We start from the raw sequence: 14,326 nt of genomic DNA, 5'->3' as shown, positions 1-14,326 counted from the left end.
GTCGCTCAGGTATGGGCGAGGATGTTCAACAACCGCCCGAACGGGTCACGGACGAAGAAGCGACGCACGCCCCAGGGCTCATCGGCCGGGCCATATTCCAGCGGGATGCCGGCCGCGCGCATGCGCTCCAGTACCTGCTGCAGATTGTCCACTTCGATCGACAGATCCGGCACTGCGGTGCCGGAACCCCCTTCACTGGCAAAGCTGACCTGCGCCAGCGCGCTGCCCTCGCCGCCGTGGGTGACGATCCAGCCGTGGTCCATCACCACCGGCATGCCCAGCAGCTCGCCATAGAACGCTGTGGCACGCGCAGGATCAGGCGTGGCGATGTTGGCGACGACACGTTTGACGGCCATGTGCAGCGGCTCCGATGCGATTCCCCATCCTCGCCGCTGCGTGCATGGCCTGCAAGCGGGCTGCGCTGAAACAGAAGAGCCCCGTCGGTGACGGGGCTCGTCATCAGTCCTGCATTGCCACTGCTTACACGGCGCCGCAGCGATCCATGACGCAACGATCGTATTCGTACTGGCATTCCATCGCATCACCGCCACCGGACAAGCAGGCCTGGTAAGCCTTCCAACAGGGAAGATCGCATGGCGGAATCGGCCCGGCCACAGCAACCGAACCGCTGCAGGCCAAGGCGAACACGGCACCCACGATCATTTTCCTGAAAGTACGCATCGACATCACTCCTTGATAGGCCTGGTGACCCCAGGCCGGGCCACGGTAGCGGGGTCTCCGGGAGATGGAGTGAACACGCGCGTCACCGAACATTAACCTGTTCATTAAATTTCCTTCACACCACTGGGGGTGATCGGCGCGCTGCGGGGTTAACGGCCTTGTTGTCCGTCAATCAAGGAAGTTGTCCGATGAATCACCCGCTGCACGGCCGTTCGTCCCGCTCCCGTTCTCTCCTGCACAGCCGCCTCGCGCTGGCTGTGGCCAGTTCCCTGTTGCTGGTGGCTGCCACGCCCGCCATCGCCAGCGAATCACTCGACACCTGGCAGCAGCAGCGCCAGTTGCAGGCGGCCTGGGCGCAACCAGGCGGCGGCGCGTCCGCAGCACCGACGGCCACCACGCCAGCGGCGGCCAACTCGTCCGTTCTCGGCAACCCCGGGGATGCGGCCAGTTGGCGCAGCGAAGAATTCAACGCTGACTGGGGGCTGGGTGCGATGGGGGCCGATTACGCCTATGCACGTGGACTGACCGGCGAGGGCGTACGTCTTGCCCTGTTCGATTCGGGCTCGGCACTGGCCCATCAGGAATTTGCGGGGCGCAATACGTCCAGCATCACCATCGGCGCGGACTGCGCCACGCCAGGCGTGGTGGCCGGTACCGGTGCCTGCGAACAAACCCGTGGCGAGCAGCCAGGCTACAACTACTATGGCCTTGGCCCCGGCGTTCCCGCCGCACTGGCCTCACGCCTGATCGCGGCAGGCCAGCCCTATGGCTTCAGCTACGCCGACCACGGCACCCACGTGCTGGGTACCATCGGTGCCAACCGCGATGGCAAAGGCATGCATGGCGTAGCATTCGGTTCGAACCTGACCGCAGCCCGTGTGTTTGGTGATACCTACTATGAGTGGCGCCTGGATCCGGACAACTTCTATCGTCCGCGCGCGCTATATCGCACCGATCCCGATGACGCCGCTACCTTGGACATGTATGCGCAGATCCAGGCGCAGGGCGTGCGCGCCATCAACCACAGCTGGGGTATCTCTACCCGCAACATGACTGCTGCCGCGCTGGATGCGCAGTATGCAGCGATCGGTGACGGCTACGGCGTGTATGGCAGCATCTACGCCAGCGATGGCGATGCTCCCGGCTCCACCCTCATCCAGGTGTGGTCGGCTGGTAACGGCAGCGGCGCCGTCGCCGGAATCACGGCCGCCATGCCGCGCTGGAAGCCGGAACTGGAACCGTACTGGCTGGCCGTGGCCAACGTCCGCCGGCCCAACGCTGCTGCGGGCGAAACCGACTACGTGATCGATGGCAGTTCCAGCATCTGCGGCGTTGCCGCCAACTGGTGCATCTCGGCACCCGGCACCGACATCCTGAGCACCATCGTGTCCGGTGATATCCAGGGGCGCGTCGAGAACACTTCCGCCTATGTCCGCCTGATCATCGACAGCGAGAACACCCAGTACGTCTATGGCACCAAGACGGGCACGTCGATGGCGGCGCCACACATCACCGGCGCGCTCGGCCTGCTGATGGAGCGCTTCCCCTATCTGGACAACGCCCAGGTCCGCGACGTGCTGCTGACCACCGCGCGCGATCTTGGCGCACCGGGCGTCGACGAGATCTACGGCTGGGGCATGGTCGACCTGCGCAAGGCCATCGAAGGCTACGGCTCGCTGCGCGTGGATACCAACGTGGTGATGAACCAGAAGGCCGGTGGCCTGAAGGTATGGGAAGGCAACGCCTGGGACGACTGGACCAACGACATCGGTGGCCCCGGCAAGCTGACCAAGTCCGGCATCGGCTGGCTGCGCCTGAGCGGTGACAACACTTTCAACGGCGCGGTACTGCAGGACGGTACGCTGGAATTGAATGGCGCCAACACGCTCACGTCTGCGGTCGAGGTCCAGGGTGGCCAGTTCCTGCTCAACGGCAGTCTCGTCTCCACCGCCCTGAACACCACCGGGGGCGTGAGCACGGTCAGCAGCAGCGGCCTGCTGAAGGACAGCAACCTGGCCGTCAACGGTGGCGTGGTGTCCTTCAACGGCACGCAGACCGGCGGCACCACCACGGTCGGTGCCAACGGCCTGCTGAAGGGTGTCGGTACGCTAGGCAGCACCCACGTCGACGGCATCATCGCGCCCGGCAATTCGATCGGCACGCTGACCATCAACGGCAACTACGTGCAGGGTGCAACCGGCGTCTATGCCGCCGAACTTGCTCCGGGCGGGCGCAGTGACCAGTTGCACGTGACCGGCACCGCCACCCTCGGCGGCACCCTGGTCGCACTGCCGGAGCCGGGTACCTACTACCTCGGCGAGCAGTTCAATTTCATCCGCGCCGACGGCGGCGTCAGCGGTCAGTTCGCGAAAACCGACTTCAGCGCGTTCTCGCCGTTCCTGCAGTTCAGCCTGGCTTACGGTGCCAATGGCACCCGCATCGACGTGGCCCGTGGTGCGTCGCTCGCCAGTGCCGCCACCACGCCGAACCAGCGTGCGGCCGCAACGGCGGCCGATGGACTGGCGATCAACCAGGGCCTGCCCAAGCCGCTGACCCAACTGTTCCCGCAACAGGTCGGCGGCGTGCTTGATGGCCTCAGCGGTGAACTGCACGCGGCCACGTCGCTGGCCCTGGTCGAGGGCAGCCGCCATGTGCGCGATGCCGCACTGTCACGCCGTGCCGGTGCAGCCGCACCGGGATCCGATACGGGTGATGCCACCGGTGCCTGGGTGCAGGCCCTGGGCGGCAACAGCAAGTTGGATGGCAACAGCAACACCGCGCGCACTGATGCCAACAGCAATGGCCTGCTGGTCGGCATCGACCGCGAGTTCGGTGGCTGGCAGATCGGCGTGCTGGCCGGTACCGGCCGCACCGACGTGAAGCAGCAGGAGCGTCGTGCCAAGTCGAAGATCGACAACACGCACTTCGGCGCCTACGCCAGCCACACCTGGGGCGGGTTCGGCCTGCGCGGTGGCGTGGCATGGAGCCGCAATGAAGTGAAGAGCACGCGTGATGTTGCCTTCGCAGGCTTCAGCGACAGCCTGAGCGCGCGCTACAACGCACATACACGCCAGGCCTTCATCGAGGCGGGCTACCGTTTCGGCAATGCGGAAGGTGGGCTGGAGCCGTACCTGCAGGTCGCCCGCGTGGAAGTGGACCTGAAGCAGATCAACGAGCGCGGCGGCGCGGCGGCACTGCACGGCAAGGTGGACGACACCGGCACCACCATCGCCACCGCCGGTCTCCGTTTCGACAAGGGTCTGAAGGCATCGTTCCAGCAGGACAGCTGGTTGCACCTGCGTGGCGGTGTCGGCTACCGCCGTGCCTCCGGCGACCGCAGCCAGGTGGCCAACCTCGCCTTCGCCAACAGCGGCACCACGTTCGCGGTCGAGGGTGCTCCGATTGCGGACAACGCCGTCGTGGCCGAGCTGGGCCTGGCGGCGTGGCTGACCCCGCGGCAGCAGCTGGAGCTGGGCTACAGCGGTCAGTTCGGCAGTGAAAGCCGCGACCATGGCGCCACTACACGCTGGTCCGTCCGCTTCTAAACACGTGTTCTCTTGACGGGTTGGGGCGGCCTCGCGGCCGCCCCTTTTTTTGCCCGCCATCCAGCGCTATGTGCGATGCCGCAGCACGGCGGTACCTGCCAGGCTGGCAAGTGGCAGCAGCAACCCATAGGCCACCAGCGGCCACACGGTATCGCCGGGCAGCACCAGGGTAACCAGCGTGCCGATGCCTGCCACGATCAGGCTCTGCACCGCGTAGTACAGAGCCACCGCCGTACCCGACGCATCGGCGAAATCACGCAGCGCGCCGCTTGCGGCCACCGAAACCACCATCACCAGCCCCACCGCGATGCCCCACATGGGCAGCACCACCGCGATGAACGAGGGAGGCCACGCTGCGGCCAACGCTATCAGCAGCACCCCGGCCACCATCACCCACAGGCCGCGCAGGAAGGTACCGCGCACGTTCCAGCGGGCAATGCACACGTGCGCCATCCGCGCCGTGACGATCATCACCAGCGCCACCGTGGCGAAGGCAAGGCTGAACGACAGCGGCGAGTACTGCATGCGCCCGACCAGCAGCCGGGGCGCGACCGAGAAGAACACGAAGAACGTGCCCATGCCCGCGCTGAAGCCCAGCGTGTAGACCCAGAACGCGCCGCTGCCGAGGATGCGTCGTACCGCCGGTCGCGACGCGTCATGGCACCGCGGGCGGGTTTCCTGCCAATGCCGTACCGCGCGCATGCCGGCGATCATGCCCAGTGCGCCGAGCAGAACGAAGATCGCGCGCCAGCCAACCGCGCCTGCCAGCAGTGCGCCGAGGATCGGTCCCAGCGCCGGCACGAAGGCCAGCATCGCGGCGAACAGCCCATACAGCGACGCACCTTCGGGTGTATCGGCATACACGTCACGGACCGTGGCAAAGGTCGCCACCAATGCCGCCGACGCCCCCACCGCCTGTACGGTTCGCCAGGCCAGGAATGCTGCGCCGCTGCTGGACATGGCCAGCGCAAACGATGAAAGCGCGAACAGCAACGCCCCCAGCAACAGGACCGGCCGCCGCCCGATGCGGTCGGACAACGGGCCGAACAGCAACTGGCCCAGGCCGAGCACCAGCAGGTAGATGCTCAACGTCAGCTGCACCAGCGTCGGTGATGTCTGCAGTGCCCGCGGCATCACCGGCACCACAGGAAGATAGATATCCATGGCCAGCGAGGCCAGGAGGTCGAACGGCGCCATCAGCACAATGGCCGATGGCAGCGGGTGGGCCCAACGCGGGGCCTGTCGATTGAACATGGGGAGTCTCCGCCCAGAGTGAATCCGGCGGTGATCCATCCACTTCGCGTGCATCGCAGGGATGAACACCGCAACAACGTCTGCATCGTTGTTGCGGCTCAGCGAACTGTCTGCGGACCGTTCCCGTTGTTCATGATGTCCATCGAATGCGTATGCAGGTGGCGCAAGTGTAGCAATCGTCCACCTGCCGCGCGGCACTCAGGCCAGGGGCAACATGTCGATGCGCCTGCACGGCGTCTCCTTCACCTGCTCGATCAGCCGTCGCACCACAGGCGAGGTCTCCGCCCGCCGGTACTGCACAGCGATGGTCGAGACGATGGTGGGGCCGGCCAGTGGCAGATAGATCATTCCGGGCAGCACCAGCGTGCGTTGCAGTACCGATGGCACGATCGCCACCGAACCAACGCCGACCGACACCTCGGCCAACACCGCCGCCAGATGCCCGGGCTGGGAACGGATACGTGGAATGAACCCGCCGCGGCGCCCGACTTCCATTGCGCCCACCGGCTGCTCCGGCATGACGAAGCTTTCCCGGGCCAATGACGCCGGCTGTACCGGCGCGCGGGCCTGCGCCAGCGGATGGGTTTCCGGCAGGGCCACGCAGAACTGGTCTTCGACCAGGGTGTGTTCGCCGAAACTGTCGGGTACATCCATCGGAGGCCGGCAGAACACCACATCCACCCGGCCTTCCTGCAGCAGCTGCGGGAGCTCGCCCATCGGCCATTCGCTCACCTGCAGGTCCACGCCCGGGTAGCGGCTGCGGAACCGGCTGAGCTGATCCTGCAACGCACCGGCATACAGCGCGGAGCCGACGTAGCCGATCTCGATCTTGCCGATCTCACCCCGCCCGGCGCGCCGGCCCAGGGTTTCGGCCTGTTCGAACCGGCGCAGCACATCGCGGGCTTCCGCCAGGAACACCTCGCCTGCGGAGGTCAGCAGCACTTCGCGCCGGCCGCGGTCGAACAGGCGCGTGCCGAGGCGACGCTCGATGTCCTGGATCTGCACGCTCAGCGTGGGAGTGGCGATCCCAAGCCGCAGGGCGGCACGACCGAAGTGCAGTTCCTCGGCCAGGGTGACGAAGTACTCCAGGTGACGGCGTTCCATGGGCGGCATTTCGTTAGGTTCAAGCTAACGTAACCAGAAAACACCGAGAATGAAACAAACACCGATCGTTGCTGGAATGGCCGTCCTCCCTTCCTGCGAGTGACCGGTGCCGCCCTCCCCTCCCTCTTCGCCTGCACGGCACACGCTGCCTGACGCGATCCTGCTGGTGGCCTCGCTGGGCTGCACGATGACCGTGCTGGAGACCAATGCCGTAGCGGTCGCACTGCCCAGCATCGCGCGCGACCTGCACGCCGGATTCGCCGATATCGAGTGGGTGATCAGTGCCTACATCCTGTCCTTCACCTCACTGCTGCTGCCCGCCGGTGCTGTCGCCGACCGCTACGGCCGCCGCCGGGTGCTGCTGATCGGCATCAGCCTGTTCGCCATCACCTCTCTGCTCTGTGCACTGGCGCCCGGTGCCACCCTGCTCTACCTGGCGCGGGCACTGCAGGGCATCGGTGCTGCTTTCCTGCTGGCGCCCTCGCTGTCGATCATCGGCCACACCTACCACCAGGGGGCCGCCAAAGACACTGCATGGGCGTTCTGGGGCACAGCCATGGGCGTGATGATGGTGCTCTCGCCACTGATCGGCGGCCTGCTGTCCGCGCTCTGGGGCTGGCGCGCGGTGTTCGTCGCGATCCTGCCGTTCCTGGGCCTGCTCGGCTACGGCACGCTGCGCTGGATACCCGAGTCGTCCGACAGCGTGGTCCGCCCGCTCGATCCGCCCGGCATCATCACCTTCAGCGTTGCCATCTTCGGCATCGTGTTCTTCCTGGTGGAAGGACTGGCAAAAGGATGGTCATCGGCGCCGGCGCTGAGCGGGCTCGGCCTGGCCATCATCATGGCCGCCGCCTTCGTCACCGTTGAACGGGCACGGTCACATCCCATGGTCGATCTCGGGCTGCTGGCCAGTCCGCGCTTCGTCGGCGCACTCATTGCCATGGTCGGCTATTCGGTCAGCGCACAGGTGATGGCGTCGATGCTGCCGCAGTACCTGCAGAACGGCATCGGCCTGGGCGTACTGGCTGCGGGTGCCGGCATGCTCCCGTTCGCTGCGGCGATGCTGCTGTTTCCCAGCGTGGGCCGGCGGCTCGGTCGCCATCTGAACAGTCCGGCGATGCTGGCGATCGGGCTGTCGATCACTGCCGCGGGCAATGCCGTGGCCGGACTGGCCGCGTGGCAGCATCTGCCGTGGCTGGCATTCGTCGCAATGGTGGTGATCGGTGCCGGCGGCGGCATCCTCAATGGCGAGACCTCCAAAGCCATCATCGGCGCGGCACCGCGCGAGCGGGCCGGCATGGCCTCCGGCATCAGCGCGACCACGCGCTTTGTCGGCATCCTGCTCGGATTCACCGTGCTGTCCAGTGCCTTGAGCCTGGGCATCCGCAACGCACTGTCGGCTGTGGTTCCCGCGCGCGATGTACTGCCGATGGCCGATGCGATCGCTACCGGCACCTTCGCCGATGCGCGCACCGTGGCCTTCGCACAGGCGATCTACAGCTACGGATTTGCCAGTGCACTGTGGACGTCGGCCATTGCCGCACTGCTGGCCAGCCTTGCGGTGTTGCTGCTGGGCCGCAGCCGGTCTGCGGCGGAAGCACCGTCCCTCCCGCAACACCCGGAATCGCGCGCATGCGACTGAACCTACCCCTGATCCTGTTGCTGTTCGCCATGCTGGCAGCCACCACAGAGGCGGCATCGCCCAATCTCCCCGTCGAGCCGCCACGTGCAGCGCTGCTCAGCCAGATCGACCAGGGCATGGCGAATGCCGTGGCCTGGGAGTACGCGTTCAATGCCATCGCCTCCTGCGATGTCGCACGGATCGACCACACCCTGCGCAACCAGCATCACAGCCACCCCGTGCAGGTACAGCCGCTGCTGGATGCAGGCTACACCGCGACCTATCGCACGGCCGAACCCTATCCGGCCCTGCAGGACCGGCTGGCCACGCTGCGCGATGCGGAAATCGCCTGCATGGCTGTTGCCGATGGCCGCAGCCACGCAAATGTCATCGACCGTGCTTCCGCGCTGCTGGCCTACATCGCCGGGCAACCGCTGTAACCATTGTCTCGATGCTCCATCGCATGCGCACACCCACCATGGCGCCACGCCGCACGCGTGCCCATGACTTCCGCCGCCGCTAACGCCTGACCTGCGCCGCACTGGCCATACTGGCGGGCCTGCTGCTGGCGCGGGCCGCCGACGTCCAGATCGTTCATCATCACTTCTACCGGCACCAGGCCGAAGCACGGATGCTCCGCCACCATCCACTGCGCGCGCATCGCGGCACGCTGTACGACCGCCACGGCATCGTCATTGCCGGATCGGCTCCCGTGGCATCGCTGTGGATCGACCCGCGCGCCTTCTTCGACGCATCAGGTTCAGTCGAGCAGCTGGCCACGGTTCTGGATACTGACGCGATTGCATTGACCAGAGTGCTGGCGCGCAACCGGCAGCGACGCTTCGTCTACCTGCCTGGCTTCCGTCGCGGCGATCCCGCCCGCCTTGAAGCACTGCAGGCCAGGGCGCCGATCGGGGTCCACCTGCAGCAGGAGTTCAAACGCTTCTACCCACAGTCGGAACTGTTCGCGCAGACCGTCGGCATCACTGATATCGAGGGCCATGGCCTTGAAGGCCTTGAGCATCTGTTCGATGCGCGCCTGAGCGGACAGGCCGGCTACCGTGACGTCATCATCGATCGCAAGGGTCGCCCGGTCGAGCTGCGCGACCGCGGCCGTCCGGCGCGTCCCGGCGAGGACATCGTGCTGTCGCTGGACAGCCGCATGCAGCACATCCTCCATGCTGGACTCGGACCGGCAGTACAACGCCACGGCGCGGTTGCCGCCAGCATCGTGGTGCTGGAAGTCGGCACCGGCCAGATCCTGGCGATGGTCAACTGGCCCACCTACAACAGCAATTCGCCCGGCACCGGTGCCGCGGATGCACGCCGCAACCGTGCGGTGACCGATGTGTTCGAGCCCGGCAGCACGGTGAAACCCTTCACCGTCGCCGCCGCGCTCGAGGCCGGCGTGATCACGTCTGCCAGCACGTTCGACACCCACCCCGGCTGGATCCGCAATGGGCGCTTCACCACCCGTGACTATCGGGATCTGGGCGTACTGGATACCACCGGGGTCCTGAAGAAAAGCTCCAACGTGGGCATCTCGTTGATTTCGCACCGCCTGAGCCGGGAACAGCTACACGCCATGTTTGCCGCGCTGGGCGCCGGGCATGTCTCGGGGAGCGGATTTCCCGGCGAGCGCAACGGCGTACTGGCCGCGCCTGCTGCATGGAGTGGCACCGGCAAGCAGACCCTAGCCTATGGATACGGGCTATCGATGACCACGCTGCAGCTGGCCAATGCCTACGCGACGCTGGCCAACCATGGCCTGCGCGTACAACCGACCTTCGAGCATGGCCGCGCAACAGTGGTGAGCCGTGCCATGCCCGCAGACGTGGCCGACCAGGTGCTGGACATGATTGCCACCACCAGCGAGCCGGGTGGCACCGCGACGCGGGCCCGCATCAACGGCTATGCCATCGCCGGAAAAACCGGGACCGCGCGCAAGGCGGCTGCCGGCGGGTATGCGCGCCACTACATGTCCCTGTTTGCCGGGGTCGTACCGGCGCAACATCCACGCTATGCGGTCGCCGTGGTGGTGGACGATCCCGATGCACGCCGCGGAGGCTACGGTGGCGGAGCAGTCGCCGCCCCCATCTTCAGCGAGCTGATGGGGCGGGTGCTGCACCTGCAGGACATCGCGCCCGATGCGCCCCGCTGAGTCCTGCACGCCACGCCGAAGTTGGCCGGGGCAGCCACGCTGCCCCGGCCGTGGCGGCCCCGGGGAGAAGGCCGCCGATGATCGTCAGGCCGCCTTCATGGCGTGCTTGCGCGCACGCATCACGTTGTGGCATTCCTGCACTTCAGGCAGCAGCTGGGTGACTTCCTGGCGCACGGCCGGCGGCAGTTCGTTGTCCTTCAGCACGTCCTTGAACGCGCCAAGCAGCCGGTCTTCGGACTCTTCCAGCTCGGCCACGTAACCATAGTTGGTGTCGCCGAATGCAGCGCGCACCTTGCCGTAGAACTGCTGCATCGACCCGACCATGGTGCCATGCTCGGCGGGCTTGCCGCCGCTGGCGGCGACCGAACTGCTCAACGCGGCGACGATGCGGCCCTTGACGCCGGCAATGCGGGTGAACAGGGCCGACAGTTCGGCATCCTTCACCTTGGTCGCAGCTTCTTCGTAGAACGACTTTCCGTCCCGGGCAATCTCGATCAGGTCGTTGAGGCGATGTTCGATGGTGGACTGGGTGCTCATGGAATCGCTCCTGTGTGCTCGATGGTCTATGGAGAATGACAGCGCGAGTGCGTTGCCTTCGGGACTACTGTGGAGGTTTGAATGTGCCGGCTGGGTGAGTACGAATTGATGCGTGCATCACCACCCTCAACGCGTCCTGACTCCTTCATCCCATCGCATTTCCACGTTCACGGCACCTGAGCAGAACGCCCACGATTCACCAGGGCGCGATGACGATGATCAGCATCACCAGCAGTGCGATGGCAAGCACCAGCAACAGCACATGCCACTGCTTCCACGTGGGTTTTGGTTTACCGGGGGTATTCATCGGATGTCTCCTGGAGTCTGTCATCGGCCCGCAGCCAGACTGAAGCAGAGCACCCCCGGTGCGCGTCGCGGTTTCGTGCATGGCTTGTGCATGAACGCTGTAGCCGGCGCGCGACGATAACGCGTCCATAACGTAATCGAGTTGTAAACGGAATGTTAGGTTCCTTCCGATTCCGCACGGCGGAGTTTCAGATCGGTTTCCACGCAGCTATGCGGAAACCCATTCAACTGGATTTGGAGAGAGCCAAATGCATTACAAGTACACCCTGCTTTCCCTGGCAGTGGGCACGGCCCTGGCCGCCGCCTGGTCACCGGCCGCGCATGCGCAGGACGACGGCGACAAGACGCCGAAGAACCTCGATCGCATCCAGGTTACCGGCTCCGCCATCCGCAGCGTGGATATCGAAACGCAGCAGCCGATCATCGCCATCACCCGCACGATGATCGAGCAGCAGGGCTTCACCACGATCGCCGACCTGCTGCAGAACCTGACGTCTACGGGCGCGCCGGCGATCTCCCGCGCACGCGCATTGTCGTCCGGTGAAAATGTCGGCGGTTACTACGTCGACATCCGTAATCTGGGCGCCACGCGCACGCTGGTGCTGGTCAATGGCAAGCGCCTCGGTGCGACCACCAGCGGCCTGCAGGATCTCAGCCAGATTCCGATGAGCGCGGTGGAACGCATCGATGTCCTGAAGGACGGCGCCTCCTCGCTGTACGGTTCGGATGCGATCGCTGGCGTGGTCAACATCATCACCCGCAAGAACTACGAAGGGCTGGAAGTGTCCATGCAGCACGGGCAGTTCAGCCAGGGCGATGGCAAGGACAGCACGTTCTCGCTGGTGACCGGCGCCCGTGGAGAACGTGGCGGATACACCCTCGCACTGGAATACCAGAAGTCGGATCCGGTATTTGCCCGCGACCGCGAGTTCTCCCGGTACGGCGGCGCCGGCCCCAATTACCCGGGCGCGGACTGGAGCAACATCAGCCAGAACGGTTCGTGGTGCGACCCGGCGCTCTACAAGTGCAACACCGGTGACGCGGTGTTCAAGACGCTCAACCGTGGCGGCGACCCGAAGAATCCGAACGACTACCACCCGATCACGCCGGCCGAGTTCGCCAACGGCAGCGACCAGATGCACCTGCAGACCGGCATCGAGCGTCGCTCGCTGTTCCTCAGCACGGACTACGCGCTGACCGACCAGATCAAGTTCGCCGCCGACATCGGCTACAACGAGCGCACCACCGACCAGCAGATCGCGGGCTACCCGTACCAGTCGACCAAGTTCGGCACGCCCCTGGACGCAAGCAGCGTTTTCAACCCGCTCGACCACAGCATCGCGTTCAATCGCCGCCTGTGGGAAGTGCCGCGCACGACCGAAAGCAAGCTGAAGTCGCTGCGCATTGCACCAAGCCTGTCCGGCTACTTCGAACTGGGCGCCAAGACGTACGACTGGGAAGTCGGTGCGCTGTTCAACCGCAATGAAGTCACAAAAACAGGCCGTGGCGACATGAGCCTGATCGCTTCCCGGCAGGCATTGGGGCCCTCCTACCTCGATGCCAACGGTGTGGCCCGGTGTGGCACGGCGGCATCGCCGGTCACGGGCTGCCTGGCCTGGAATCCTTTGCTGCCATACGGTGTCGCGGGGGCTGGCTCTCTCTCCGATCCCGAACTGCAGCGCTTCTTGTTCCCGACGTTCAACGATACCGGCATCACCAAGACCCGCAGCTATTTCGCCAATATCTCCGGGCCAGTGATCGAACTGCCTGCCGGTGACCTGTCCGTCGCTCTGGGTTACCAATACCGCAAGGAAGAAGGCCGCTTCGTGCCCGACGCCTTTGCCCAGTCGCGCCAGAGCACGGCGCTGGGCGCGTCCACCACCTCGGGTGAGTACAGCCTCAATGAGTTCTTCGCCGAAGTGAACGTGCCGGTGCTGCGTGACCTGCCGTTCGCCAAGGAACTGACCGTGAACCTGGCCACGCGCTATTCCGACTACAGCAATTTCGGCAACACCACCAATTCCAAGGCCAGCTTCGCCTGGCGCCCGATCGAGGAATTGATGATCCGCGGCACTTTCGCCGAAGGCTTCCGCGCCCCGAGCATCTCCGACCTGTATGGTGGAATGGGGACCAGCTTCGAAACCTATGTCGATCCCTGCGGCACCGGCGCCACCAACAGCGTCAACGGCAACGCTGCCTGCAACGCTGCCGGCGTCCCGCTGGGCTACCAGCAGCTGAACCAGAGCCTGAAGCCCTGTGCCAGCTATCCGTGTGCCACGCCCGACGAATTCACCACCGGCTCCAACGCGAAGCTGCGACCGGAGGAGTCCAAGAGCAAGACCGTGGGCGTGGTCTGGAGCCCGCGCTGGGTCGATGGCCTGGACATCAACCTCGACTGGTACAGCTACAAGATCACCAACATGATCATCGAGGACAGCGTCGACCGCATCCTGCGTGACTGCTACGTGCTGGGCAATTCCTCGCGCTGTGGCAGCATCAGGCGCGCTGGCGATGGCCACATCACCAGCATGTTCTACGGCCTGGCCAACCTGGGCTCGATGGAAACCGAAGGCTGGGATCTGGGCATCCACTACCGCCTGCCCGAGTTCTCGTTCGGCCGCTTCACCATCGACCTGCAGAACAGCTATGTCTCCAAGTACGACGAGGAGAACCAGAACTCGGCCGGCGACACCATCATGATGGGCCGGATCGGTCGGCCGGGCATCTTCCGCCTGCGCTCGAACCTGGGTGTGAACTGGCAGCTTGGCAACTTCAGCACGCAGTACACGGTGCGCTACTACTCCGGCATGGCCGAAAGCTGCGTGCCGAACCGTCCGTGCTCGCTGCCCGATCGCTACGCCTACGGAGAACCGGATGCTCTGCGCAAGGTGGGCTCCAATGCCTTCCATGACATCCAGGTCAGCTACAGGCTGCCGTGGGACGGTACCGTGGCGCTGGGTTCGAACAACGTGTTCAACCACCAGGGCCCGATCATGTTCTCCAAGCCGTCCAGCTCCTTCCCCTACTACGGCGGCTTCGATATCGGCCGCACCGTGTACGTGAAGTACTCGCAGCGCTTCTGACGGGCATGTCCGTGCTCGTGGCCGGCGGGAGGGG

The 14,326-nt window shown here is 65.4% G+C and carries 10 protein-coding genes; 5 read left to right on the top strand and 5 right to left on the bottom strand.

Going from position 1 to position 14,326, the window contains the following annotated elements; genetic code table 11:
• Positions 1-5 precede the first annotated feature (5 nt).
• Positions 6-356, bottom strand: coding sequence for a VOC family protein (locus N5D20_RS09500; protein WP_197578585.1), 351 nt, complete (start codon positions 354-356; stop codon positions 6-8).
• Positions 357-869: 513 nt separating this feature from the next.
• On the opposite strand from N5D20_RS09500, the gene N5D20_RS09495 reads away from it, so the two are divergent.
• Complete coding sequence (locus tag N5D20_RS09495) at positions 870-4,226, top strand: autotransporter domain-containing protein (protein ID WP_197578586.1); 3,357 nt, start codon at positions 870-872, stop codon at positions 4,224-4,226.
• A gap of 66 nt (positions 4,227-4,292) precedes the next feature.
• Here N5D20_RS09495 and cml read toward each other — a convergent pair whose 3' ends face one another.
• Positions 4,293-5,480: a CmlA/FloR family chloramphenicol efflux MFS transporter gene (gene cml / locus N5D20_RS09490; RefSeq protein WP_197578587.1), complete on the bottom strand. Its 1,188-nt coding sequence runs from the start codon at positions 5,478-5,480 to the stop codon at positions 4,293-4,295.
• Between the two features lie 198 nt (positions 5,481-5,678).
• Positions 5,679-6,584 (bottom strand): LysR substrate-binding domain-containing protein, encoded by a 906-nt coding sequence (locus N5D20_RS09485; protein ID WP_049436968.1) that lies wholly within the window; start codon positions 6,582-6,584, stop codon positions 5,679-5,681.
• Positions 6,585-6,690: 106 nt separating this feature from the next.
• Here N5D20_RS09485 and N5D20_RS09480 point away from each other — a divergent pair, with 106 nt between their 5' ends.
• Both N5D20_RS09480 and N5D20_RS09475 read left to right on the top strand, forming a co-directional pair.
• Positions 6,691-8,226, top strand: coding sequence for an MFS transporter (locus tag N5D20_RS09480; RefSeq protein ID WP_279914310.1), 1,536 nt, complete (start codon positions 6,691-6,693; stop codon positions 8,224-8,226).
• Entirely contained in the window at positions 8,217-8,645 is a 429-nt protein-coding gene (locus N5D20_RS09475) for a hypothetical protein (RefSeq protein WP_049436926.1), read from the top strand. The genes N5D20_RS09480 and N5D20_RS09475 overlap by 10 nt, the downstream gene beginning before the upstream one ends.
• Here the strand turns inward: N5D20_RS09475 and N5D20_RS09470 are convergent.
• On the bottom strand, positions 8,621-8,890 hold the full coding sequence (locus tag N5D20_RS09470) for a hypothetical protein (protein ID WP_279914309.1): 270 nt from the start codon (positions 8,888-8,890) through the stop codon (positions 8,621-8,623). The two genes, N5D20_RS09475 and N5D20_RS09470, sit on opposite strands and share 25 nt — an antisense overlap.
• Before the next feature lie 27 nt (positions 8,891-8,917).
• Between N5D20_RS09470 and N5D20_RS09465 the strand changes: the two genes are divergently transcribed.
• On the top strand, positions 8,918-10,366 hold the full coding sequence (locus N5D20_RS09465; RefSeq protein WP_279914308.1) for a penicillin-binding protein 2: 1,449 nt from the start codon (positions 8,918-8,920) through the stop codon (positions 10,364-10,366).
• A gap of 84 nt (positions 10,367-10,450) precedes the next feature.
• Here the strand turns inward: N5D20_RS09465 and N5D20_RS09460 are convergent, their stop codons facing one another.
• On the bottom strand, positions 10,451-10,903 hold the full coding sequence (locus N5D20_RS09460) for a PA2169 family four-helix-bundle protein (RefSeq protein WP_010481259.1): 453 nt from the start codon (positions 10,901-10,903) through the stop codon (positions 10,451-10,453).
• Positions 10,904-11,457: 554 nt separating this feature from the next.
• Between N5D20_RS09460 and N5D20_RS09455 the strand changes: the two genes are divergently transcribed.
• A complete protein-coding gene (locus N5D20_RS09455) occupies positions 11,458-14,292 on the top strand; it encodes a TonB-dependent receptor (RefSeq protein WP_197578588.1) in 2,835 nt (944 codons plus the stop codon).
• Positions 14,293-14,326: the final 34 nt, after the last annotated feature.

Origin of the sequence: Stenotrophomonas sp. GD03877, assembly GCF_029840555.1 — a bacterium.
GTDB lineage: Bacteria > Pseudomonadota > Gammaproteobacteria > Xanthomonadales > Xanthomonadaceae > Stenotrophomonas > Stenotrophomonas geniculata.
The sequence above is the reverse complement of the archived record's forward strand: the minus strand, read 5'-3'. Positions and strand labels throughout refer to the sequence as shown.

Excerpts from the sequence above, each read along its gene's own strand:
- N5D20_RS09500 (WP_197578585.1), bottom strand. The coding sequence starts at position 356 with ATGGCCGTCAAACGTGTCGTCGCCAACATCGCCACGCCTGATCCTGCG.
- N5D20_RS09495 (WP_197578586.1), top strand. The coding sequence starts at position 870 with ATGAATCACCCGCTGCACGGCCGTTCGTCCCGCTCCCGTTCTCTCCTG.
- cml (WP_197578587.1), bottom strand. The coding sequence starts at position 5,480 with ATGTTCAATCGACAGGCCCCGCGTTGGGCCCACCCGCTGCCATCGGCC.
- N5D20_RS09485 (WP_049436968.1), bottom strand. The coding sequence starts at position 6,584 with ATGGAACGCCGTCACCTGGAGTACTTCGTCACCCTGGCCGAGGAACTG.
- N5D20_RS09475 (WP_049436926.1), top strand. The coding sequence starts at position 8,217 with ATGCGACTGAACCTACCCCTGATCCTGTTGCTGTTCGCCATGCTGGCA.
- N5D20_RS09460 (WP_010481259.1), bottom strand. The coding sequence starts at position 10,903 with ATGAGCACCCAGTCCACCATCGAACATCGCCTCAACGACCTGATCGAG.
- N5D20_RS09455 (WP_197578588.1), top strand. The coding sequence starts at position 11,458 with ATGCATTACAAGTACACCCTGCTTTCCCTGGCAGTGGGCACGGCCCTG.